The sequence below is a fragment of the Hyphomonas sp. UBA3601 genome (assembly GCF_002375605.1).
Classification (GTDB): domain Bacteria; phylum Pseudomonadota; class Alphaproteobacteria; order Caulobacterales; family Hyphomonadaceae; genus Hyphomonas.
This window is the reverse complement of the sequence record NZ_DFME01000117.1, coordinates 30542-52990: the sequence shown is the minus strand read 5'-3', so window position 1 is coordinate 52990 and position 22449 is coordinate 30542. Positions and strand designations below refer to the sequence as shown.

Here is a 22449-nt window from a genome sequence, read left to right as displayed (position 1 = left end):
GAACTTTGCGACTATGCCGATCTTGTCAGCGAGATGGTCGAGGTGAAGCACCCCTTCAAAGCGGGGCTCAAAGCCAAGCGTGGCGTCGACTTCTGACCATTTTGCCGCGCGTCCTGTAATAGCGGCAGTATTGACAGGTCGCGAGGCTTGCAACATTACCACTTTCAGATGGTGCTTTCTGCAAGGAAAGCTAAGAGGGAAGCCGATGTGAATTCGGCGCTGTACCCGCAACTGTGAGCCGGGAGTTGAAGGCCATACAGCCACTGGAGCAATCGCTCTGGGAAGGCGGCCTGAGATGACGATCGGTGAGCCAGGAGACCTGCCATCGCGTCGTTCGTCCGGAGGCCGGGAATAGTTCTCAGCGGGCGGGAAGGCTTCAAGCCTATCCTTTGTAACGACATCCGAACCCCTGGGCCTGGCCGTCCGCACCAATCACAAGGTGAGGCCAGATTGTCGTTATGAACTGCATCCACCATTCGGGCGGCTGGGATGCGAGGAAAAGATATGTTCTACAAAACCGCCCTGCTGGGGGCTGTTGCGTTCGGCTTTACCGTCTCGGCGACCGCCCAGACTGCAAGCATCGAAGAAACCAAACTCGATACGATCATCGTCAATGGATCACGCCTTGACCAGACGATGACCGAAATTGGCTCAAGTGTCTCCGTCATCACGCGGGACGACCTGGAAGAGTTGGGCGTCGACTTTGCCCTGGACGCTATTGCAACCGCGCCCGGTGTCACGGTCAACCAGAACGGCGCCTTTGGCGGCAACGCCAGCGTGCGTATACGCGGTGCTTCCAATGACCAGACATTGGTGCTGATCGACGGCGTACCCGTAAACGATCCGACCGGCACCGGTGGCGGCTACAACTTCGCTTATCTGGACACAGACACCATTGAGCGTATCGAAGTGCTGAAAGGCCCGCAATCGACGCTCTGGGGGAGTGATGCCATTGGCGGCGTCGTGTCCATCACGACCAAGCGCCCCACAGAAGGCTTGTCAGGCACGGTGTTCGGCGAATACGGCTCCTTCAATACATTGCGCGGCGGCGCGTCGATCAGCAATGCGAATGAAATCGGTGATTTCCGGCTCGCGGCTACCGGACTGACCACAGATGGTATTTCCAAAGCGGATGAGGCGAATGGTAACTCCGAAGACGACGGCTACGACTCACAGACGGTCTCGGCCAAAGGCGGTTTGAACCTGCCGGCCAGTGTTCGTCTCGAAACCAGCCTGATGTGGAGCGACGCAGAGTCTGAATATGACAGCTATGCGTTCGGTGCGCAGGGCAGCGTGGCGGATGGTGATGAGGTCACGAATTCGGAGACGCTGTCTGGAAACATCACCCTGAAAGCGCCACTGTTCGATGGCCGACTCGAGAACCTTGTTCAGATTGGCTATGCCGATATTGAACGCGAAAATACGTCAAACGGTGTCCAGAGTTATTTCACTGAAGGTGACCGCGTGCTGTTTCGCTATCAGGGCACATTCGCCATCAACGACACAAATACATTGGCCTTTGGAACGGAGCGCGAAGAGACAAGTGCCAATGAGCAAGAGTCCTCGATTGACAGTTTGTTTGCGCTCTACGAATTCAAACCCGTGGACAGTTTGACACTGACAGGCGGAATTCGGGTCGACGATCACGAGACTTTCGGCTCTGAAACAACGGGTCGCGTGGCAGCAGCCTGGACCGCAACAGATCAGCTCACCTTCAAGGCAAGCTGGGGTCAAGGCTTCAAGGCACCCAGCATCTTTCAGTCGACCTATATCTGCACCTTCTGTGGACTGACCGCCCCCAATACCAACCTCAAGGCTGAAACCTCCGAGGCTTATGACATTGGTGTGCAATGGCAGTCTGCTGACGAGCGCATCGTCCTTGGTGCAACCCTGTTCGATCAGGAAACCGAAAACATGATCGATTTCTCTTACACGGCTGGCTACGACAATATCGCCCTTGTGGACTCGCAGGGGGGCGAGTTGACTGGCGCTTACGCGATCAACAACTGGCTGGGTATCGCGGCGAGTTATACGTTCATTGACTCAGATGATGGCAACGGAAACGCATTGGCCCGCCTCCCGGAAAGCACCGGGAACATCTCAGCTTCTTTTGATCCGGACGGCCCCTTCTCTGGCGCAGTGCTCGTTCGCTACAATGGCGAAGAAACTAATACAGACGGATCCGAACTCGACAGCTGGACACGCGTCGACCTGACCGGCAGCTATGATCTCAATGATACAGTCGAAATCTATGGCCGGATCGAGAACCTGCTCGATGAGGAGTACCAGCAGATCCTGGGATATGGCACACCCGGACTGTCCGGATCTGTCGGCGTGCGGCTCCGCTACTAGGACATCTCCATGTCGAGGCTGATAATCCCAATTCTTGCGCTTCTTCTGTCTGCTTGCGGACAGGCCGGCAAGAATGTGCTCACAAAGCCTGAGCGCCCTGCCCGGATTGTCAGCCTCGACTATTGCGCCGACCAGTATGTTTTGAAGCTTGTCGACCGGGAACGCGTCCTGGCCTTGTCGCCGGATGCGGGTCGGGAATTTTCCTATATGCGGGACACCGCCAGCGGCATCGCGACCGTCAGGCCAAACGCCGAGAATGTACTGATCCTCAAGCCCGACCTTGTTGTGCGGTCCTATGGCGGCGGACCGAATGCCGCCGCGTTCTTCGAGAAGGCAGGCGTGCCTGTGGTGGAAGTTGGTTGGACGCCTGACATACCTTCCGTGATGAAAAACACGCAACGCATCGCCAACGAGTTGGGAGAGCCTGAACGGGGTGCGCTCGTGAACACTGAGATGCAACACCGCCTTGCGCGGTTGAGAAAGCGCGAGACTGGCCAGACCGCATTGTACATGACGCCCGCAGGTGTAACGACCGGCCCGGGCTCGCTGATTCATGAAATGATCGTGGCGGCGGGCCTGACCAATATGGAAACAGAACATGGCTGGCGATCCATCCCGTTGGAAACGCTTGCCTATGAGAAACCTGATGTCGTAGCGGCTGCCTTCTTCGGATCGCGCACCAATCATCCGGACGCGTGGAGTCCGATGAAGCACCCTGTCGCAAAGGCGCAGCTTACCCAGAGCGAAGTCGTATCGCTTGAAGGCGCGTGGACCTCGTGCAGCGGCTGGTTCTTGATGGATGCCGTCGAGGCGTTGGCCGGAAAGGACGGACAATGACGCGTGAAACCCTGCTCATGCCGACATTGATCGCCGCAAGTGTGTTGGCAATTCTCTCGGCATGCCTCCTCGGATCAACCGCCCTGCCCGCCGACCGGTTGCTGGCAGCCCTCTTCGGGGGAGCGGAAGCAGGCGACCGCCTGGTCGTTTGGCAGATACGGCTGCCGCGGGCGATCGCGGCTTATATCGTCGGGGCCGCGCTGGGCATCAGCGGCGCTGCCTTGCAGGGCTTGCTGAGGAACCCTCTGGCAGAACCGGGGGTTCTGGGAGTCTCGGCGTCTGCGTCGCTTATGGCTACGTTCGCACTCTATTACGGGATCGCCTCGATCACGCCCTGGGCCGTACCGATTGCCGCGATCATTGGTGCACTGACGGCAACAGCTCTCATTACCATCGCCGCATTGCGCACCCAGTCTGTTGTCACGCTCATCCTGATCGGTGTTGGCCTGTCGAGCTTTGCTGGCGCGGCCATGAGCCTGTTGATGAACCTGGCACCGAACCCGTTTTCACTATCTGACATGATCAACTGGATGCTGGGCTCAGTTGCCAATCGCAGCTTTGACGAAATTACGCTGGCGGCGCCCTTCATCCTTGCGGGCGGCGCAACTCTGTTTGCTACGCGGCGCGGCCTGTCGGCGCTGACTCTCGGCGAAGAGGCAGCAGCAGGGATTGGCCTCAATCTGCGGCGCCAGCAGATATTCACCGTGGTTGGCGCGGGTCTGGCAACCGGTGGCGCGGTGGCGCTGGCTGGAGCAATTGGCTTTGTCGGCATTGTTGCGCCTCATATCATTCGTCCCTTCGTCGGGCATGACCCAGCGCGCTCGCTTGTGCCGTCTGCGCTGTTCTCCGGATTGATCCTGGTCGTCGCTGACATTTTCGTTCGCCTGATGCCGACGTCAGCGGAGCTTAAACTCGGCGTTGTCGCGGCGCTCATCGGTGCACCCGCTTTTGTCTGGATCGCGATGCAAAGGCGGACCGGAAATGACTGATCTCGTCGTCGAAAACATCTCCGTTCTCGCAAGGGAGAGCGTGCTGGTAGACGATGCCAGCTTTCGCCTCGGCTGTGGCGAGTTCGTCGCGCTGCTTGGTCCGAATGGTGCGGGCAAGACGAGCTTGATCCGCGCCGGTCTGGGCCTGCAATCGGCGAGTGCGGGGCTCAGCTTGCTTGGCGGTAAACCGGTTGATGCTCTCTCACCGACGCAGCGCGCCCGGCAAATAGCCTACCTTCCCCAGACCCGGCCGCTTGCCTGGCCGAATAGTGTCCGTGACGTCGTATCCCTTGGGCGGTTCAGCCACGGAGCGCCGTTGGGCCGCTTGAAAGGATTAGACGCCGAAGCCGTTGACCGCGCGCTTCAGGCCTGCGGACTTCTGGAACTGGCGGGGCGCCGAACGGATACGCTTTCAGGCGGGGAGCTGGCCCGCGTCCATTGTGCGCGCGCGTTTGCCGCCGAAGCGCCTTTGCTCATCGCGGATGAGCCCATAGCTGCGCTGGACCCCCGTCAGCAATTTCGGATTCTCGACCTGATCCGCACCTATGTGGACCAAGGTGGCGGCGCACTGGTCGTGCTCCATGATATTCAGCTCGCTGCACGCTATGCCTCTCGCATGGTCTGGATGAAGGATGGGCGTATTGAAGCGGATGGCCCTCCGTCCGAAACACTGACAGCCGAGCGAATGAGAGACATTTATGGCGTTGCGGCACGGGTCGAGGGGTTGAACATTCATATTGACGGTACCGCATGACCGCCCGCGCACTGATGTTGCAAGGCACTGGCTCGGATGTCGGCAAGTCTGTCCTGACGGCGGCCCTTTGCCGGATCGCGCGGCGCCGAGGCCTGAGTGTTGCCCCCTTCAAACCTCAAAACATGTCCAACAATGCCGCCGCCTGTCCAACGGGGGGTGAAATTGGCCGCGCTCAGGCGCTGCAGGCGCGTGCGGCAGGCCTGGATCCCCATGTTGACATGAATCCGGTGCTGCTGAAGCCCCAGACAGACTGCACCGCGCAGCTCGTCGTGCATGGCAAGGCTACTCATGCCATGGAAGCCGCAGACTATATGGCCAATCGCGACCAGTTGATGGGCGCAGTCATGGAGAGCTTTGGCCGACTTACCAATGCGTACGATCTGGTCATTGTCGAGGGCGCCGGCAGCCCGGCGGAAACAAATCTGCGCGACCGGGACATAGCAAATATGGGGTTTGCCCGACGCGCGGGCGTTCCCGTTTGTCTGGTTGGCGACATCGAAAAAGGTGGTGTCATTGCCAGTCTTGTTGGAACACGGAATGTAATTGAGAAGAAAGACAGTGCGATGATCCGCGCCTTTCTGGTGAACAAGTTCAGGGGCGATTTGAAGCTGTTTGATGAAGGCGTGACGGAAATCGAAACCCGCGCCAGGTGGCCGTGCCTCGGCGTGATACCCTGGTTGCCCGCCGCTTCGAAACTGCCTGCCGAAGACGCGCTCGTCCTGGACACGCCGCTCACACCCTCTGGAAAGGCTTTGAAAATCGCGGCACCCATACTGTCGCGGATTGCAAATTTCGACGATGCCGACCCCCTCAAGCTTGAGGAGAACGTCAAATTCAGTTGGATTCCTCCGGGCCAGACCATTCCGCGCAACACGGATGTTGTTATCCTGTTTGGCACGAAATCAACACTCGGTGATCTCGCTTTCCTGCGCGCACAGGGTTGGGACCACGACATCATCGCGCACGCACGTGCGGGAGGCCGGGTGCTCGGTATTTGTGGAGGATACCAGATGCTTGGCAATCGGGTCTCTGACCCTTTCGGCGTCGATGGTGACCCGGGCGAGGCAGCCGGCCTTGGATTGCTCGATGTCGATACGATCATGACCCGGCACAAGGAAGTGAAACCTGTTAGCAGAGCCGTGACGGCCCTGGGACCGACTACATCCGGTTATGTCATTCATGCTGGTCGCACGTCAGGCCCTGATGCGAACCGGCCATTCATAAATTTTGGTGCGGAGCAGGATGGCGCGCGCAGCGCAAATGGCCGGATCGAAGGAACATATCTGCACGGAGCATTCGCAGGCAATGAGTTTCGCCGTGCGTGGCTGGAACAGGCCGGACATTTTGGCGGGGGAAATCTCGACTATGATACTGCAGTGGACACCGCTCTGGACGAATTGGCCGATGGCGTCGAGGAAGCCGTGGATGTTGATGCGCTGCTGAAGCTTGCGGAGGAGCCTGGTTGGCGCCGGAAAACTTGATGGGGTTCGCGCCGTTGATACTGTGCGCATGGGGGTTGGAGGTTACAATTGGCTGGCCTCAACAACTGTTTCGCCGAATTGGTCACCCCGTGACATGGCTGGGCGGGGTAATCGGCACCGCGGACCAGATGCTCAACCGCCCGGATTGGTCGCACGGGGTTCGTTACCTGATGGGCGGATTTGCAAGTGCGGTTCTCGTATTGAGTGTCGCCACTCTGGCGCACGCCATTTCGAGCCTGTTGCCTCCATCGCTTGTCGGAACTGTTCTTGAAGCAGCCATCGCCTCAAGCCTCATCGCGTCCCGTAGCCTTCATTCGCACGTGGCTGACGTGGCGAAACCGCTAACGACCGGAGATATCAGTGGAGCACGCCAGGCGGTTTCATTGATCGTAGGCCGGGACCCTGCGCAACTGGAGGAAGATGGCATCGCGCGCGCAGCGCTGGAAAGCCTGGCCGAAAACATGTCTGACGGCGTGATTGCTCCGGTATTCTGGGGGCTTGTATTCGGATTGCCGGGAATTGCTGCGTACAAAGCCATCAACACGCTCGATTCGATGATCGGGCATCGCAGTAACCGGCACTATGCGTTCGGTGGTTTTGCCGCAAGACTGGATGACGCGGCAAACTTCCTTCCGGCGCGCCTGACGGGCTTGCTCCTCGCCCTCACCTCGCTGAAGGGACAAGCGTGGAGAGTGATGCTGAGAGACGCAAGACGACACCGTTCTCCCAATGCGGGATGGCCTGAAGCTGCAATGGCCGGCGCGCTTGGCATTCGGCTGTCGGGACCGCGCGCATATGAAGGACGCACCACCAGTCAGCCCTGGCTAAATGGTGGTGCGAGAGATCCGGCGCGGGGTGATGTGTTGAGGGGACTGGCGCTGTACCGCCGTTCATGCGCGATGGCATTCGCATTGGTGGCATTGGTCGTTTTCGGAGCGTACATGTTATGAGGCACGATCTCGTTCACGGTGGCTCCCTCGACAAGATGCGCGCCGCATTTCCAAATGCGTCAGGGCCATGGATAGATCTATCGACCGGAATCAATCCGTGGTCCTATCCAGTACCGGATGTTTCGCCAGATACGCTGAATGCCCTGCCGACCCGCGACGCATATCAACAATGCCGAGCCGCCATGGCATCGGTCATTGGCGCGCCCGCTGACACATTGGTGCTTGCGCCTGGAAGTGAATTGCTGATCCGGATGTTGCCGCAGATCATTTCTCCGAAACGTGTCGCGGTTCTGACCCCCACTTATGGGGATCATGCACAAGTTTGGCGCACAGCCGGATGTAGCGTCATAGAAACCACTTCCCCCCTGTCTTTATCCAGTGACGTAGACGCCGTCGCCATCTGCAACCCAAACAATCCTGATGGGCGTCTCTTCCAGCCGGATGAACTGGAGGCAGCTCGTGCGAAGCTGGCAGAGCGGGGCGGATGGCTGATCGTGGACGAGGCGTATACTGACCTTGCACCAGAACTCAGCCTCGCCCGACATGCCGGGGCACCCGGCTTGATTGTGTTGCGGTCCTTTGGAAAATTCTACGGGCTCGCTGGCCTGCGCCTTGGCGCAATCATCGCTTCCGAAGATATACTGCGACCGATATCAAACCTTCTCGGTGTTTGGCCCGTATCCGGATTGGCGCTCGACATTGGCAAGCGCGCCTATCAAGACACTTCCTGGCAAGTCAGCACACGAGCGCGGCTTGACGATGCCCGAAGACGTCTGGACGAGATATTGGTGGGCACCGGAATCAAGGAGATTCACGGAACCAATCTTTTTCGGTTTGTTGAGTGCGAAGATGCTCATCTGATCTGGAGACGACTCGCCGAGCGCGGCATTTACGTGCGTCGCTTTTCCTGGTCGAACCAGCATCTGCGTTTTGGCCTCATCGCGAACGAAGCGGCAGAGACGCGATTGCTGGAAGCGCTCAGCCTTTCAGTCTGAGCGGAAGGCCGGCAGCGACAAAATCCACCTGATCGCAAACAGCAGCAACATTCTGGTTCAGCCGCCCCTGTGCATCCCGAAAAGCCCGTCCCAAAGATGTCTCTGGCACCAACCCCAAGCCAATTTCATTAGAGACGAGTGCAATCTGCACCTGTGACGACTGGAGCGCATTACAAAGCGCCATAGTTTCCTGCTCTATATCTCGATTGTGGTGGAATAGATTGGAGAGCCAGAGCGTCAGGCAATCTATGAGTACGGACTCACCCGGATTGATCTCTCCCTGAATCACGGACACCAGATCAAGCGGCGCTTCAATTGTTCGCCAGCCTTCACCGCGATCGGCCTGATGCCGTTTGATCCTGTCGGTCATTTCGGCATCGAGTGCCTCGGCGGTTGCCACGAACAGGCGGTGCGGCGAGGCGGCCTCTGCGAGAGCCTGCGCGCGGGCGCTTTTACCGGATCGTGCGCCCCCCAGAATGAGGAATTTCGTCATCGGCTCAATAAGCAGAATTGCATCGGCTTGGCCAAATTATTCGTCTCGGTTCATGTGCGCTCAGTCGGCGGCTGGATCAGGCGGGTGTATCGTCGTCGTTATCCAGAATGCGATAGGCAGGTCCCTGCATGTCGTCAAACTGACCCGAGCGGATCGACCATACAAACGCGCCCAACCCCAGCAGGCCAAGTGCCAGAGCAACTGGAATGAGATAGATGATGATGGTCATAGACCTTTAGTTCTCGATCTGCAGCCGTATTGCGTTAAGGGTTACAATAATTGAGGACAGCGACATGGCAATGGCGGCGATCAGAGGTGTTACGTGCCCGGTCACCGCAATCGGAACGGCGACAACATTGTAGGCAGCGGCCAGCGCGAAATTCTGCCGCATGACCGACCGTGTTTTTCTCGCTACGCGCAAAACGACCGGAATGGCTTCGAGCCCCCCACTATATACGGCGTCGCTCGCTGACTGGGTGATGTCGATAGCGGCTCCCGGTGCCAAAGATGCGTGGGCCAGGGACAAAGCGCCGGCATCGTTCAGCCCGTCCCCCACCATCAGGACGCGGCGGCCATCGGCGCGGAGACTCTCCAGACGGGCGACCTTTTCCTGCGGTGTGGCTTCTCCGGTCCAGTCGCTGATCCCGAGGGCCCCAGCCAGCGAGGCAACGGCGCTATTCTGGTCTCCCGACACTATCTCCAACTCGATGCCCTGGTCTCGAAGCGTCTCAAGCGCCTCAGCAGCACCCGGCTGTACATCATCAACGAAGCGAAATTGGACCGCTGGAGTGTCGCCCTGGTCTAGCCACAAGGATGGGCCGTGCAGAGCGCCTTGCGCCGCCGCACCTGTCCAGCCGGCCGAGCCCAGCCGCCAAACCTGACCATCCATTTCCGCCTCAAGACCGCGCCCGGCAATTTCATGTACACCTTCCAGCACAGTTCCCGGTCCCGCCATGGCCACGAGGGCGCGCGAAAGCGGATGATGGCTGACACGGGCCATGCTGGCGGCATCTGCAAGCATGGCTGCAGCCTCAGTCGACGCAAGTGGCACCGGGCAGCCATTCTGCTGAATGCCTTCTAGTTTCGGCGTACCGAGAGTAAGTGTCCCGGTCTTGTCAAAGACGATATGATCCACTTCGGCAAGACGCTCAAACGCATCCCCGGACCGTAGATAGACGCCCTTGCGAAACAGTCGCCCCGCCGCCACGACTTGAGCCACTGGCGCCGCGAGGGCGAGCGCACACGGGCAGGTAATGATGAGGGTCGCTACGGCGATCATCAGCGCCTCTGGTAGTGACGCGCCAAGCAGCAACCAACCGACACAGGCGAGCACCGCTGTCGTATGAACGAACGGCACGTAGATGGAAACGGCACGGTCGGCGATCCGGCGATAGGCAGACCGGCGCTGCTCACCAGCCTCCAGCATTTCGCCAATTTGTGACAGCAACGACTCTTCAGCGACCTTCAACGCCTCACCGCGAAGGGGTCCGGTCACGTTGATCGCGCCCGCATGAAGCGTCATTCCCGGAGAGAATGTACGGGGAAGAGATTCTCCCGTCACGAGGCTCTCATCGACATCGCTAATGCCTGTGAGAATACGCATATCCACCATTGCGCGCTCTCCTGGCGCGAGCAGGATGCGATCCCCTGCCGCAATGTCGCTGGCCGCAACAGAGACGGCGCTTCCATTGTCGTTCAGGCGGGTGACAGCACTTGTCTGCATTGCCGCCAGGGCATTCGCTGCCGCATGCGCCTGCCGACGGAGACGCGCATCCAGGAACCGTCCGATCAACAGGAAGAAGCACAACATCACGACGGCGTCGAAATAGGCGTGTTCACCGCCGCGTATCGTTTCAAAAACGCTAACCCCAAACGCGAGGCTCAGCGCCAGTGAGATTGGGACATCCATGTTCGCATGCCCCTTGCTGAGCGCGGCCCATGCCGAGCGAAAGAAGTGGCGCCCGGAAAACAGGAGGACTGGAAGAGCAATTATTCCGGAGAGCGCATGCAGCGTTTTGCGTGTCGCCTCGCCCATCTCGCCATGTCCGGCCCAGACAGACACCGACAGCAACATGATGTTGGCGGCCGCAAAGCCTGCGACGCCCATCGAGATGAGGAGGGAGCGTTCTTCGCGCGCCTTGTCGGCTGCGCCGGTATCGGCTGCCTGCGCCGAAACACCATAACCGAGATCGGATATCGTCTGGGCAATCCGGTCAGCGGCAAGCGGGCCGGTCCACCGCACCCGCATCTGTCCGCTCGAAAGGTTCAACCGTGCCTGCGTCACACCCGGCAGGGCCGAGACGGATTTTTCAATCTTGCTGAGGCAGCCACCGCACTTCGCCCCCCGCACAAGGAGATCGATCGCGCGCTCGTCTCCGACAATCCGAACAAAGCCCGAATATCCCCTTTTGGTATCTCGCGTGGCTGCAGGTGCAAGACCAGAGGGGCATCCGGGCACGGAGGGAATCGCTTTCGTCACGGCAGAATCACGATCCGCTTGTTCGCACGGAACACCACCTCGTCTCCCTCAGCATCAAAGACCTGGAACTGAGCGTCCCATCTACCAGCCGGTAAATCGGCAACACTCGTGACATAGTCACCTGAACCATGAGACTCGAGCACTACGACCTCGTCGTGCGTCGTACTGCCGGGATGGCGCAACTCGACAGATACCAAACGCGTCGAGATGGGCTCGCCAGCGGAGTCAGCCAGATTGAACACAAGATTTTCGTCATACAGGCCAGCCGCAGCGCTCCATCCAAGCAGATCTTGCGAGGCCTTCGCTTCCAGCGTGCTGTTATAGTCCAAACCCTGCAGGTAGGACTTCTTCACATCCTCACCCGGAAAGCTGGTAATCGCATGATAGAGGAAAATACCGTTCACCGTGAACATGAGACCGAAGAAGCCCAGCATGATCCAAAACACATGCCATCCGGTCAATTTTCCACTCTTGGAACTCGGGTCAGCGCTCAGCGCATGGTCTGTCATTGTTCATCTCCTCTGAACGAAGATATGTTTACATCGGTCTCACCCGTGGCCGCGTCGCGCACCGTGAACGTCACTTGTCGGCGAGGAACGGTCGCATTTGCCACTACGAGGATGCGGTAGCGATCCACCCCAAATGCCTCCACAGGCAATTCGAGCGTGTCGCTGCCTTCATGCTCCATACCGATCACCTTGAACGCCCCCCCTTCCAATCCACTGACATCAAGCAGCATTGTACGGGGTTCACTTGCCTTGTTCACGAGCTTGAGTGTGTAACCATTCTGAATACGTCCGTCCGAAAGGGTGACAAAGGGGGGCGAGCGATCCTTGAGTATGTTTGCTTCAATGGTCGACTTGGTGGCAAGCCCCCACGCCATCAGACTCCCGATGGCAAGCATGACGACAGCATAGACGACAGTACGTGCTCGAATCAGTTTGTGCTTGGGCGGGATCAGCCCTTCATTTCGCGCAGCCACGGCAATCTGTGTATCATAGGCAATAAGACCCTTGGGCCGATCTACCTTCGCCATGATCTCGTCGCACGCATCGATGCATAGTGCGCAATGGATGCATTCGAGTTGCTCACCATCCCGGATATCGATGCCCATCGGACAAACCTGAACACATTGATTGCAATCAATGCAATCGCCACGGTCGTCCCAGCTCTCGGATTTACGCTTCGGACCTCGGGGTTCACCGCGGTCATAGCGATAGGTCACATTGAGGGCCTGCTCATCTGTCAAAGCGCCCTGAATGCGCGGCCAGGGGCACATATAAGTGCACACCTGTTCGCGCATCGTCCCTGCCAGGAAATAAGTTGTCAATGTGAGGATTCCGGCGAACCAATAGGCGGTCAGGGGCGCATCACCGGTAAACCAGCCAGCAGCGACAGTCGGTGCGTCATGCCAGTAGAGAATGAAAGCGCCACCGGTCCAGAATGCGATAACAAGCCAGACAGCATGTTTGCCCAGTTTTCTCGCGATCTTGTTTGCCGTCCAAGGTGCTTTGTCGAGACGCATGCGGGTCGCACGGTCACCCTCAAAGGCGCGCTCGACCCATATGTAGAGATCGGTCCAAACGGTTTGTGGGCATGTGTATCCGCACCAGACCCGACCAAGCAGGGAGGTCACAAGAAACAACAATAGGGAGGCGAGTATCAGCCCGCCAGCCATGTAGTGGATGTCCTGCGGCCAGAGTTCGATAAAGAAAAAGTAGAATTTTTCGCTGGAGAAGTCTGCCAACACAGCCTGATCTGGAATGCCTTCACCGCGATTCCATCTTACCCATGGCAAGCCATAGTAAACACCCAGAGTGACGGCCATCACAATCCATTTGATCGTCCGGAACTTGCCATGCGCGAGCTTGGGGTAGATCTGCTTGCGCTTGGCGTAGAGGTCTTCATGCCGCGGTGGCTCCCCGCCTGATTGGGCAGGGAGTTCCGAAGCGTGGTCGATCAAGGTTGTGCTGGCCATACTGGCTCCTACTCGCCGCCGCCGAGCGAATGTACGTAAACGGCAATCGCCTTGATAGTTGCGTCATCCAATCGGTCGTCCCAAGCTGGCATGTGGGAATTGCGGGCATTGTAGATAGTGGCTTCGATGTCCGCTTCGCGGTCACCATACAGCCACTCTGCATCCGTCAAATTTGGTGCCCCTTGGGTGCGATCCCCGGTCCCGTCCGCCCCATGACAAGTAGCGCATTGCTGCTGAAAGATTGGTGCGGCCCGCAATACAGCTTCCGGATCATCACTGTGCCCTGACAGATCAAGAACGTACTGCGCAAGATCATCCACTTCGCTGCGCTTCAGCAGGCCATCTCGTCCAAACGCCGGCATCGCGGAAAAGCGGGTTCCATCATCGGTATCGTGACGGATACCGTGTCGGATCGTGTATTCGATACCGTCCAGGGAACCATCCCAAAGCCAAACGTCATCTGCCAGCGCCGGATACCCAATGGCGCCGCGCCCACCTGCCCCATGGCAAGTTGCGCAATTGTCGCCGAAGGCACTTTCACCCATGGCCAGCGCAAACTGCTGCAAGGTGCGGTCGGTTTCGATCTTTTCGAGCCCAGCATCCAAAAGGACGATGGATTGTGCGTCACGCGCCGTCTTGAGTTCGCTCACCGCCTTGGCGACTTCAACTCGATCTGAATGTCCGCGAAGACCTTTGGTGTTGGTACCGAGTCCCGGCAACGCAGGTATGGCCGGCATCAGGATCATGTAGACAATCGCCCAAGCAATTGACATGTACCAGACATACAACCACCAGCGCGGCAGCGGATTGTTCAGCTCCTTGATTCCGTCCCACGAGTGTCCGGTCGTCTCAACGCCGGAATGTTGGTCAATGTCCTTGGATTCATCAGTCATTTGACGGCCCCTTGTCTTCAAGCGGAGAATTGGCGGCGCGGTCGAATGTTTCCTGGTTGCTGGGCCACAAGGCGTAGATCAATGCCCCGGCAAACATGAGGACGAAATAGACCAGGCCACCGGTCTGAGCGAAACTTGAGAGTGCTTCATACATGCGAGTTGCCTCCTAGCGCCGATTGCTGAGGTCATCAGCTTCATAGGTCGAGAAGTCGACGAGCGTGCCGGTCATTTGAAGATAGGCCACAATGGCATCCATCTCCGTGACGCGCCGAGGATCACCATCATAGTCGCGAAACTCAACGGAGCCCTCGCGCCCGGATGCGCCATCATATTGTTCAAGTAAGCCATCTAGATAATCATATCCTTTTTCGTCTGGATCGGCCTGAGCGTAGAGGTGCCCTTCCGCGTTCTCGATCATTTCATCTGTATAAGGCACGCCAAGCATGCGCTCGGTGCGAAGGCGATCCTCAATCCGGTCGAAGTTCAGCTTCTTCTCTGCAAGAAAGGCATAAGGCGGCATGACACTTTCCGGTACCAGCGCACGCGGATCCTTGAGGTGGTCCACTTGCCATTCAGCAGAATACTTTCCACCAACACGGGCCAAATCGGGACCAGTCCGCTTGGACCCCCACTGGAAAGGATGGTCGTACATACTTTCTGCCGCGAGTGAGTAGTGGCCATAGCGTTCCACTTCATCCCGCAAAGGGCGCACCATCTGGCTGTGGCAAACATAGCAGCCTTCTCGGACGTAGATGTCCCGGCCCATCAGTTCGAGCGGGGTGTAGGGACGCATTCCGTCCACTTTCTCGATCGTGTTGTCCATATAGGCAAGCGGTGCCATCTGGATCAGTCCGCCGATGGAGACCACAACCAAGATACCTATGGTGAGCAGAAGCGAGTGACGCTCCAGCAATCCATGTTTGTTCAGAATACTCATGGATTCGCTCCTATTCAGCCGGAACCAGCGTCGTGCGTGGTTCGGGAGTTGCGTATGGGTCGGGCTTGGCCTCGACCGGCTCGGCAGCGCCATGGCCAAGTGCGGTACGCACAAGGTTGTAGGCCATGATCAAGGCACCGCTGAAGTAAAGGCTGCCGCCCAGCGCACGGATCATGTAGCTGATGTGCTTGGCTTCGACGGTTTCCACGAAGCTGTATTCGAGGAAGCCATACTCGTTATAGGCACGCCACATCAGGCCTTCCATGATTCCGGCAAACCACATGGAGATCATGTAGAACAGGATGCCGATCGTGGAGATCCAGAAGTGCCATTCGACAAGAGACTTCGAGAACAGAGCCTTCTTCTTGTAGAGCCACGGCACGAGGCAATAGAGCGCCCCGAAGCTGATATACCCAACCCAGCCGAGCGCCCCGGAGTGAACATGCCCGATTCCCCATTCCGTATAGTGACTGAGTGAGTTGACGGCACGCACTGACATAAGCGGACCTTCGAACGTCGCCATGCCGTAGAACGCCAACGACACGACCATCATGCGAACCACTGGATCCGTGCGCAGCTTGTCCCAGGCACCAGACAGGGTCATGACGCCGTTGATCATGCCGCCCCAGCTGGGCATCCAGAGCATGATCGAGAAGGTCATCCCAAGCGTTTGCGCCCATTGGGGCAGCGCCGTGTAATGGAGGTGATGCGGCCCCGCCCAGATATAGATGAAGATAAGGCTCCAGAAGTGAACAATGGACAGCCGGTAGGAATAGACTGGTCGATTAACTCGCTTCGGAATGAAATAATACATGATGGCGAGGAAGCCTGTGGTCAGGAAAAAGCCGACCGCATTGTGACCGTACCACCATTGCGTCATCGCATCCTGAACACCCGAAAATACCTGCACTGACTTTGTGCCCGTCAATGACACGGGAATGGACAAGTTGTTTACGATGTGAAGCATCGCGATGGTCACGATAAAGGAAAGGTAGAACCAGTTCGCTACATAGATATGCGGCTCTTTGCGCTTCCACAGCGTACCGAGGAACACGAGCAGGTAGGCAACCCACACAATCGTCAGCCACAGATCTACGTACCATTCAGGCTCTGCATACTCTTTCGACTGGGTCACCCCCATCAGGTAGCCAGTCGCCGCAAGCACAATGAATATCTGGTAGCCCCAAAAAACAAACCAGGGCCACATACCGCCCGCTATGCGCGTGCGACAGGTGCGCTGGACGACATAAAAGCTTGTCGCTAGCAGCACGTTTCCACCAAAGGCGAAGATCACAGCGCTGGTATGCAACGGCCGCAATCGCCCAAAATTCGTCCATCCCAGTTCAGGGAAGTAGAAGATGTTCGGGAAGGTCAGTTGAAGCGCGATAATGACGCCAACCAATAGTCCCGCAATACCCCAGAACATGGACGCGAATACACCATATTTTACCAGCGTGTCTTCATAGCGCGACTCATCGAATGGATTGCGGTCGAGCAAATTGCCAGCCCACAAACCCGTGCCCACCAGAAACGCCGTGGCCAGCGCGATGAACGTCATCGCCTGAATGCCCATGGCGTGATCAATCGTGCGTCCTGCGATGATCAGGGCGAGCACCCCGAAGATCGCAACCAGCGCGGAGACACTTGCGATACTCCCCCCGCTGGCATTCGATGAATTGGTTCGTGATGTCATCATTCTGTTTAGCCCCTTCCGCAGAGCGTTGCGGTTGCGTCGTATGGGGCCTGATTACGGTGATCGCTTTGCGGCGCGTATAGGGGCTTTCCCGTATGGGACAGTTCGTCCGCCTCTCTTAAACGAGGGCGGAAATTGGAGGGTCTTGCCTGTGAAACGAATTCATTCTTATGCCATCGCCGCCGCGCTGGTGTTTGCGGGCATCACCAAGATGGTCTTGCAGGCTTCTGCGCAATCCACACTCATCCTGCCGACCTGTCTTGGAAAGTCTGTGACTATTCCGATTGAAAGCGCCGGCGCACAACTGATGCATTGCTGGGGATGCTACGCGCTTCTGCTCGGGCTGTTGGCTTTCGGTGCGCTCCTGTTGAACGACCTGCGGCATTCACGTCTCCGCACGAGGTCTGTTCTTTCCTAAATGCCCAGCCGCACCTACAGTGCTGGGATCATGCCGAATCCCCTGTCTGACCTCTGGCGCTTGGAGAATACCGACTTTCAGGATTCGGATTCGCTCCAGTCGATTCTGAGATCCATCCTGCTGTCGGTCCCAGATGCCATGATCGTGATTGATGACACGGGAATCATCATGGCGTTCAGCCGGGCGGCCGAAAACTTGTTCGGCTACAAGTCGGAAGATGTCGTTGGGACGAATATCAAATGCCTGATGACCCAATCTGACCAGACGCATCACGACCAATATATCCGCAACTACCTAACCACCGGAGAGCGCCAGATCATTGGTATCGGTCGGATCGTTGAAGCGCGCCTCGCAAATGGCGATTCCATACCGGTGGAATTGAAGATTGGCGAAGCCAGTATCGGCGGCCGCAAGCTGTTTACGGGGTTCATCCGTGATATCACCGAGAAACAGGCCAACATGCATCGTATCGGGGAGCTCCAGGCGGAACTCGGAAACTTCTCGCGGCTGAGCGCGGTCGGGACGATGGCCTCCGCCATGGCTCACGAACTCAATCAGCCGCTCACAGCCGTCGCAAACTATCTCGAAGCCGCACGTGACCTGCTGGATGAACCGAGCGAGAATGACCTAGCCATGGTTCAGGAAGCGGTGTCCGCCGCTGCAGAACAATCAATCCGGGCTGGCCAGATTGTTCGCCGGTTGCGCGATTACGTCTCACGCGGGGAACTCGATCTCAGGCCCGCTCCCCTGAAGGGTGTGATTGACGACGCTGCGGCCATCGCCAAGGTCGGCATCGAAGGCCCCCTCGCCCGAGTAATTCTTCGAATGGAAGATCCCGGGATCATTGTCATGGCGGACAGGCTCCAGTTGCGACAAGTGTTCGCCAATCTCATCAGGAATGCCATTGAGGCGCTTTCGGGAACAGAAACACCTCAGATCTGGATCTATACGCAGTCTTCCGGCGAGGAAGTGACGATCGAGGTCAAGGACAATGGCCCGGGGCTTTCAGAGGAGTTGCTCCATTCCCCATTCGATGCTTTTCAAACAACCAAAGCCAGTGGCATGGGGCTTGGCTTGTCGATTTGCCAAACCATAATCGAGGCGCATGGCAGCACGATTGCGGTTTCGTCCGAACCTGGCGCTGGAGCATCGTTTACGTTTACTTTAAGAGTAGCCACGAACGTGGCAGGGTGAGCATGCGATGACGAAGACCATTTTCCTCGTAGATGACGATGATGCCATCCGGCATTCCGCCAGCTTCATGCTGCGGCATGCCGGCTACACGGTGAAGACCTATCCGGATGGCGTGAGCTTCCTGGACGAATATGAGCCGAACGACTCCGCCTGCATACTTCTGGATGTTCGCATGCCGGTGATGGATGGCCTGACTGTACAGCAGGCCTTGTCCGAACGCGGCAACAAGATGCCCATCATTGTGCTCACAGGGCATGGAGATGTATCGGTCGCCGTTCAGGCCATGAAGAATGGCGCCATCGAATTCCTGGAAAAACCTTATGAGAAAAAGGCTCTGCTTGAAGCCATCGAAACCGGTTTCAGCCGCATTTCCGACGACGAGGCCCAACAAGGGCTCAAGAATGAGGCGGTTGCGAAACTAACCCGACTAACGACCCGAGAATCCGAAGTGCTCGATTGCCTGGTTGAGGGCATGACCAACAAGGCCATCGCCGACGAATTGTCGATCTCCCCCCGAACGGTGGAAATTCACCGTGCAAACCTGATGGAAAAACTTGAAGCCGACAGTTTGTCTGCAGCGCTGCGCGTTGCATTCATGGCGGAACGAGGCCGCAAAGAGGCGCGCTAAGTAGGTCTACTTAGAGACGTCATACTCCTGCGATCATAGATGTGTGACTCCGAAACTATCGAGACCACGCCTAAATGAATCAGTCCGTTTCACAGCCCGACCTGCTGAGGGTTGCACTTGTCGAGGATGATGAGGAGGTTCGCTACTCCCTCATGATGCTCCTGCGATCACGCGGGTTTGCCGTAGATTCCTATCGCAACGGCATGGAAATCCTGATGAACCAACCAAGTCTGCAAGTCGATTGCCTTTTGATCGATTACAAACTACCTCGGTTTGACGGTGTGGATCTTCTCGAGAAAATGAGGCTGGCTGGCGACATGACACCCGCAATCCTGATCACTGGCTATTACTCCACAACGCTCAAGGAGCGCGCGCTCAAGGCTGGATATGCCGCTGTTGTCGAAAAGTCTTCTGCTCCTCAGGAAATCCTGGACCGATTGTCAGAGGCGACAAAGCAACTCCATTAGGTTCGTCTCGTCTTCTGCAGGAATCACTGGTCGTAGAATTTGCACAATGTCTCGATGACTGCCGTGCCAACACCTCCGGTCGAACGGTAGAATATCGCCTGACCGTCCCGTCGCGACGAAACCAGCCCCTCGGCCTTCAATTTCGACAAATGTTGCGACACGGCTGATAGCGATTGGTTCACTGCCTCGGCAATCTGGTTTACAGGCATTTCACCGTCAAACAACTCACAGAGAATACGTAGACGGGTCTCATTGGCCATCGCCCGCAGTGTCGCGCAAACTTCGGATACTTGATCCGACAGCGCATCAACTGAATCTGGACCGGGACGTGGATCGGCAGGCTCGCTCATGCCGTCTGACCTTCTGTGACAAGATCGTCATCGCCATCAGAAACCGCTGGTGCCACCCAATCTGGGCCCTTCAGCGCCACATAGATCGCCGGAATCACGAGCACCGTCAGAGCCGTTGAAGAGGCAAGCCCGAAAAGGAGCGAAATCGCGAGTCCCTGAAAGATCGGATCTGTCAGAATCACTGCCGCACCAATCATCGCCGCCAGCGCCGTCAACAGGATTGGCTTGAAGCGGATCGCGCCCGCATCCAGCAGAACTTCTTTCAATGGCTTGTCCGCAAATTGGCCATGCCGAACGAAATCGACCAGCAAGATCGAGTTTCGAACAATAATTCCGGCAAGGGCTATAAAGCCAATCATGGAGGTCGCAGTAAACGCCGCGCCGAACAGCCAGTGCCCGATCATGATGCCGATCAGAGTGAGCGGCACAGGTGTCAGGATAACGAGGGGTGTCCGGAACGTGCCAAACTGGGCGACCACCAAAATGTATATGGCGACCAGAGCCACCCCAAACGCCACACCCATGTCACGGAAAGTGACATAGGTGATTTCCCACTCGCCGTCCCAAAGCAGGGAGGGCTTTGATTCATCAGATGGCTGACCATAGAGACGGATAGCAGGCTGCTCCAGCCCCGCACTTTTCCAATCATACGATTCCACCTGATCCTGAATTTCCAACATCCCATAGATCGGCGCTTCGAACCGGCCAGCAAGCTCGCCCATGACCATGTCAGCGAAGTAGCCATCTCTCCGGAAAATCGTCGATGACCCCGCTTCCATCCGGGCGTCCACGAGCGTGCCCAGTTCGACAGCTTGCGCGCCCGACTGTATGGGAACTGGCAAACTGGCCGTGCGCTCGGACCAGACCTGCGCAGATTTCGGTAGGCGGATCGATACGGAGAGTGGGTCACGTCCATCGCCGCGGGGTGCCACGCCAACGATCTGGCCTGAATAGATCAACGCCAGCGAATCCAGTATATCCTGCTCAGCGACGCCCTGATCAGCCGCAATCGTCTCATTCACGGAAAGGACGAGACGCGGTTGCGGTCCTCCGAAGGAATTGTCCACATCGACAATGTACTCCGTGTCCCGGAACAATTGCTCAATCACATCGGCCGTCTTGCGCCGCGTTTCGGCATCCGGGCCGTATATCTCGGCCAGCAGTGTCGAAAGGACTGGCGGACCGGGCGGCACTTCCACCACTTTCACACTCGCCCCTTCGGGCAATGGCACGACATGCAACTGGTCCCGCAAAGCAAGAGCGATGTCATGGCTGGACCGGTCTCGATGACTCTTTTCCAGAAGATTGACCTGCAAGTCCCCTAGTTCCGGTGCGGCACGCAGGAAGTAGTGACGCACCAAACCATTGAAATTGAACGGCGCTGCTGTGCCAGCATAAGCCTGAACGGATTCAACTTCCTCTACATCGTACATCGTCGCGGCGAGGGCAAACAGGGTGCGTTCGGTCTCTTCCAATGTCGTGCCTTCCGGCATGTCCAGCACGATCTGAATTTCCGATTTGTTGTCAAAGGGCAGCAGCTTGACGGTAACAGCCTTGGTGGCAAATAAAGTAAGCGATGCGAGCGTCGCAACGCCGACAAGCCCCAAGAATATCCAGGCATTTTTCCGGCTCGCGACAATCGGTCCCGCAACAGATCGGTAGAAGCGACCCAAACGGGTCTCCTCATGCTCTGAGTGCCCACTGACAGGCGCCTTCCCGGCAATCTTCATCAGCAACCAAGGCGCGATTCCCACCGCGACGAAGAAAGAGAACAGCATGGCGGCCGATGCGTTTGCGGGAATAGGCGCCATGTAAGGGCCCATGAGCCCCGAGACGAACATCATGGGCAAGAGGGCCGCAATAACGGTCAGTGTGGCAACAATGGTAGGATTTCCTACTTCCGATACCGCATCGATGGCGGCCTGAGCGCGTGGGCGACCGTCCTTCATCGCCCAATGCCGGGAGATATTTTCGATCATGACGATCGCATCATCAACCAGAATGCCGATCGAGAAGATCAGCGCAAACAGGCTGACTCGATTGATCGTGTATCCCATCATCAGTGCCGCAAACAAGGTCAGCAGGATTGTGGTCGGGATGACAATCAGGGTCACCAAGGCTTCACGCCAACCAATGGAAAACGCGATCAGCACCACAATCGAAACGGTCGCCAGCCCCAGATGGAAGAGCAACTCATTCGCCTTGTGGTTTGCCGTTTCGCCATAATTGCGGGTCACAGCAATATGGACCCCTTCCGGTATCATTTCACGCTTCAATAGTTCAAGACGCTCGAGGATCTGATCCGCAACCACCACCGCGTTGGCGCCTGGCCGTTTCGCCAGGGAAAGCGTAACGGCAGGAAGTGATTCGAATTCCGCACGCTCAGCATTCCGCTCCAGCGTCCAGGCTCGTGCCTCTGTCTCGATGCCGGCCACACGGACCCGCGCGACGTCGGAAAGATAAACCATGCGACCATCAGGAGCTTGAATTTCCAGCCGTTCGAGATCGCCCACAGCGGCGATCCGGTCGCCAGCCTGAATGATGATTGAGTCGCCAGAGCC

At 57.5% G+C, this 22449-nt stretch carries 23 protein-coding genes and 1 riboswitch; of the genes, 12 read left to right on the top strand and 11 right to left on the bottom strand.

Going from position 1 to position 22449, the window contains the following annotated elements:
- Positions 1 to 33 precede the first annotated feature (33 nt).
- The 8 genes from B4F73_RS12520 (at position 34) to cobD (ending at position 8358) form a co-directional block, all read left to right on the top strand.
- Complete coding sequence (locus B4F73_RS12520) at positions 34 to 96, top strand: hypothetical protein (RefSeq protein ID WP_414651871.1); 63 nt, start codon at positions 34 to 36, stop codon at positions 94 to 96.
- Positions 97 to 152: 56 nt separating this feature from the next.
- A riboswitch (cobalamin riboswitch) is annotated at positions 153 to 341 on the top strand.
- Between the two features lie 163 nt (positions 342 to 504).
- Positions 505 to 2352, top strand: coding sequence for a TonB-dependent receptor plug domain-containing protein (locus B4F73_RS12515; protein ID WP_290479320.1), 1848 nt, complete (start codon positions 505 to 507; stop codon positions 2350 to 2352).
- 9 nt (positions 2353 to 2361) lie between these two features.
- Complete coding sequence (locus B4F73_RS12510) at positions 2362 to 3189, top strand: ABC transporter substrate-binding protein (protein ID WP_290483428.1); 828 nt, start codon at positions 2362 to 2364, stop codon at positions 3187 to 3189.
- On the top strand, positions 3186 to 4178 hold the full coding sequence (locus B4F73_RS12505; RefSeq protein WP_290479318.1) for a FecCD family ABC transporter permease: 993 nt from the start codon (positions 3186 to 3188) through the stop codon (positions 4176 to 4178). The genes B4F73_RS12510 and B4F73_RS12505 overlap by 4 nt, the downstream gene beginning before the upstream one ends.
- A complete protein-coding gene (locus tag B4F73_RS12500; RefSeq protein ID WP_290483427.1) occupies positions 4171 to 4932 on the top strand; it encodes an ABC transporter ATP-binding protein in 762 nt (253 codons plus the stop codon). The genes B4F73_RS12505 and B4F73_RS12500 overlap by 8 nt, the downstream gene beginning before the upstream one ends.
- Positions 4929 to 6413 (top strand): cobyric acid synthase, encoded by a 1485-nt coding sequence (locus tag B4F73_RS12495; protein ID WP_290483426.1) that lies wholly within the window; start codon positions 4929 to 4931, stop codon positions 6411 to 6413. Before B4F73_RS12500 ends, B4F73_RS12495 begins: the two co-directional genes overlap by 4 nt.
- Complete coding sequence (gene cbiB, locus B4F73_RS12490) at positions 6413 to 7363, top strand: adenosylcobinamide-phosphate synthase CbiB (RefSeq protein WP_290483425.1); 951 nt, start codon at positions 6413 to 6415, stop codon at positions 7361 to 7363. Before B4F73_RS12495 ends, cbiB begins: the two co-directional genes overlap by 1 nt.
- Positions 7360 to 8358, top strand: coding sequence for a threonine-phosphate decarboxylase CobD (gene cobD, locus B4F73_RS12485; RefSeq protein ID WP_290483424.1), 999 nt, complete (start codon positions 7360 to 7362; stop codon positions 8356 to 8358). The genes cbiB and cobD overlap by 4 nt, the downstream gene beginning before the upstream one ends.
- Here the strand turns inward: cobD and cobU are convergent.
- The 9 genes from cobU to ccoN form a co-directional block, all read right to left on the bottom strand.
- Entirely contained in the window at positions 8342 to 8851 is a 510-nt protein-coding gene (gene cobU / locus B4F73_RS12480; protein ID WP_290479314.1) for a bifunctional adenosylcobinamide kinase/adenosylcobinamide-phosphate guanylyltransferase, read from the bottom strand. The genes cobD and cobU overlap by 17 nt on opposite strands.
- A 76-nt stretch (positions 8852 to 8927) precedes the next feature.
- On the bottom strand, positions 8928 to 9080 hold the full coding sequence (gene ccoS, locus B4F73_RS12475; protein ID WP_084333195.1) for a cbb3-type cytochrome oxidase assembly protein CcoS: 153 nt from the start codon (positions 9078 to 9080) through the stop codon (positions 8928 to 8930).
- 6 nt (positions 9081 to 9086) lie between these two features.
- Positions 9087 to 11330: a heavy metal translocating P-type ATPase gene (locus tag B4F73_RS12470; protein WP_290483423.1), complete on the bottom strand. Its 2244-nt coding sequence runs from the start codon at positions 11328 to 11330 to the stop codon at positions 9087 to 9089.
- On the bottom strand, positions 11327 to 11839 hold the full coding sequence (locus tag B4F73_RS12465) for a FixH family protein (protein WP_290483422.1): 513 nt from the start codon (positions 11837 to 11839) through the stop codon (positions 11327 to 11329). The genes B4F73_RS12470 and B4F73_RS12465 overlap by 4 nt, the downstream gene beginning before the upstream one ends.
- Positions 11836 to 13308 carry a cytochrome c oxidase accessory protein CcoG gene (gene ccoG / locus B4F73_RS12460; RefSeq protein ID WP_290483421.1) on the bottom strand — a complete coding sequence of 491 codons (1473 nt, stop codon included), beginning with the start codon at positions 13306 to 13308 and terminating at the stop codon, positions 11836 to 11838. The genes B4F73_RS12465 and ccoG overlap by 4 nt, the downstream gene beginning before the upstream one ends.
- A gap of 8 nt (positions 13309 to 13316) precedes the next feature.
- Positions 13317 to 14201, bottom strand: coding sequence for a cytochrome-c oxidase, cbb3-type subunit III (ccoP, locus tag B4F73_RS12455; RefSeq protein WP_290483420.1), 885 nt, complete (start codon positions 14199 to 14201; stop codon positions 13317 to 13319).
- Complete coding sequence (locus tag B4F73_RS12450) at positions 14194 to 14355, bottom strand: cbb3-type cytochrome c oxidase subunit 3 (RefSeq protein WP_206992951.1); 162 nt, start codon at positions 14353 to 14355, stop codon at positions 14194 to 14196. The genes ccoP and B4F73_RS12450 overlap by 8 nt, the downstream gene beginning before the upstream one ends.
- Before the next feature lie 12 nt (positions 14356 to 14367).
- Positions 14368 to 15138: a cytochrome-c oxidase, cbb3-type subunit II gene (gene ccoO, locus B4F73_RS12445; protein ID WP_034813539.1), complete on the bottom strand. Its 771-nt coding sequence runs from the start codon at positions 15136 to 15138 to the stop codon at positions 14368 to 14370.
- A 10-nt stretch (positions 15139 to 15148) separates the two neighbouring features.
- The gene (ccoN, locus tag B4F73_RS12440; protein WP_349677830.1) at positions 15149 to 16831 is read right to left on the bottom strand and encodes a cytochrome-c oxidase, cbb3-type subunit I; all 1683 of its coding nucleotides are present in this window, start codon (positions 16829 to 16831) and stop codon (positions 15149 to 15151) included.
- 151 nt (positions 16832 to 16982) lie between these two features.
- Here ccoN and B4F73_RS12435 point away from each other — a divergent pair, with 151 nt between their 5' ends.
- The 4 genes from B4F73_RS12435 (at position 16983) to B4F73_RS12420 (ending at position 19538) form a co-directional block, all read left to right on the top strand.
- Positions 16983 to 17249, top strand: coding sequence for a hypothetical protein (locus B4F73_RS12435; RefSeq protein WP_290483419.1), 267 nt, complete (start codon positions 16983 to 16985; stop codon positions 17247 to 17249).
- A 30-nt stretch (positions 17250 to 17279) separates the two neighbouring features.
- Entirely contained in the window at positions 17280 to 18443 is a 1164-nt protein-coding gene (locus tag B4F73_RS12430; protein ID WP_290479308.1) for a PAS domain-containing sensor histidine kinase, read from the top strand.
- Positions 18444 to 18450: 7 nt separating this feature from the next.
- A complete protein-coding gene (locus tag B4F73_RS12425) occupies positions 18451 to 19071 on the top strand; it encodes a response regulator transcription factor (RefSeq protein ID WP_034813546.1) in 621 nt (206 codons plus the stop codon).
- A 74-nt stretch (positions 19072 to 19145) separates the two neighbouring features.
- Positions 19146 to 19538, top strand: a complete 393-nt coding sequence (locus B4F73_RS12420; RefSeq protein WP_290479307.1) for a response regulator — start codon at positions 19146 to 19148, stop codon at positions 19536 to 19538.
- 23 nt (positions 19539 to 19561) lie between these two features.
- On the opposite strand, the gene B4F73_RS12415 is transcribed toward B4F73_RS12420, so the two are convergent.
- Both B4F73_RS12415 and B4F73_RS12410 read right to left on the bottom strand, forming a co-directional pair.
- Positions 19562 to 19888 (bottom strand): ArsR/SmtB family transcription factor, encoded by a 327-nt coding sequence (locus B4F73_RS12415; RefSeq protein ID WP_290483418.1) that lies wholly within the window; start codon positions 19886 to 19888, stop codon positions 19562 to 19564.
- On the bottom strand, positions 19885 to 22449 hold a 2565-nt coding region (locus B4F73_RS12410), incomplete at its 5' end, for an efflux RND transporter permease subunit (RefSeq protein ID WP_290483417.1). The genes B4F73_RS12415 and B4F73_RS12410, both read right to left, overlap by 4 nt.

Bases quoted from the DNA above. Each gene is read 5' to 3' on its own strand.
- B4F73_RS12415 (WP_290483418.1), bottom strand. From the start codon at position 19,888: ATGAGCGAGCCTGCCGATCCACGTCCCGGTCCAGATTCAGTTGATGCG.
- ccoO (WP_034813539.1), bottom strand. From the start codon at position 15,138: ATGAGTATTCTGAACAAACATGGATTGCTGGAGCGTCACTCGCTTCTG.
- B4F73_RS12450 (WP_206992951.1), bottom strand. From the start codon at position 14,355: ATGTATGAAGCACTCTCAAGTTTCGCTCAGACCGGTGGCCTGGTCTAT.
- cbiB (WP_290483425.1), top strand. From the start codon at position 6,413: ATGGGGTTCGCGCCGTTGATACTGTGCGCATGGGGGTTGGAGGTTACA.
- B4F73_RS12465 (WP_290483422.1), bottom strand. From the start codon at position 11,839: ATGACAGACCATGCGCTGAGCGCTGACCCGAGTTCCAAGAGTGGAAAA.
- cobU (WP_290479314.1), bottom strand. From the start codon at position 8,851: ATGACGAAATTCCTCATTCTGGGGGGCGCACGATCCGGTAAAAGCGCC.
- B4F73_RS12510 (WP_290483428.1), top strand. From the start codon at position 2,362: ATGTCGAGGCTGATAATCCCAATTCTTGCGCTTCTTCTGTCTGCTTGC.
- B4F73_RS12425 (WP_034813546.1), top strand. From the start codon at position 18,451: ATGACGAAGACCATTTTCCTCGTAGATGACGATGATGCCATCCGGCAT.
- ccoP (WP_290483420.1), bottom strand. From the start codon at position 14,201: ATGACTGATGAATCCAAGGACATTGACCAACATTCCGGCGTTGAGACG.
- B4F73_RS12500 (WP_290483427.1), top strand. From the start codon at position 4,171: ATGACTGATCTCGTCGTCGAAAACATCTCCGTTCTCGCAAGGGAGAGC.
- ccoS (WP_084333195.1), bottom strand. From the start codon at position 9,080: ATGACCATCATCATCTATCTCATTCCAGTTGCTCTGGCACTTGGCCTG.
- B4F73_RS12430 (WP_290479308.1), top strand. From the start codon at position 17,280: ATGCCGAATCCCCTGTCTGACCTCTGGCGCTTGGAGAATACCGACTTT.
- ccoG (WP_290483421.1), bottom strand. From the start codon at position 13,308: ATGGCCAGCACAACCTTGATCGACCACGCTTCGGAACTCCCTGCCCAA.
- B4F73_RS12515 (WP_290479320.1), top strand. From the start codon at position 505: ATGTTCTACAAAACCGCCCTGCTGGGGGCTGTTGCGTTCGGCTTTACC.
- B4F73_RS12420 (WP_290479307.1), top strand. From the start codon at position 19,146: ATGAATCAGTCCGTTTCACAGCCCGACCTGCTGAGGGTTGCACTTGTC.
- cobD (WP_290483424.1), top strand. From the start codon at position 7,360: ATGAGGCACGATCTCGTTCACGGTGGCTCCCTCGACAAGATGCGCGCC.
- B4F73_RS12495 (WP_290483426.1), top strand. From the start codon at position 4,929: ATGACCGCCCGCGCACTGATGTTGCAAGGCACTGGCTCGGATGTCGGC.
- B4F73_RS12505 (WP_290479318.1), top strand. From the start codon at position 3,186: ATGACGCGTGAAACCCTGCTCATGCCGACATTGATCGCCGCAAGTGTG.
- ccoN (WP_349677830.1), bottom strand. From the start codon at position 16,831: ATGACATCACGAACCAATTCATCGAATGCCAGCGGGGGGAGTATCGCA.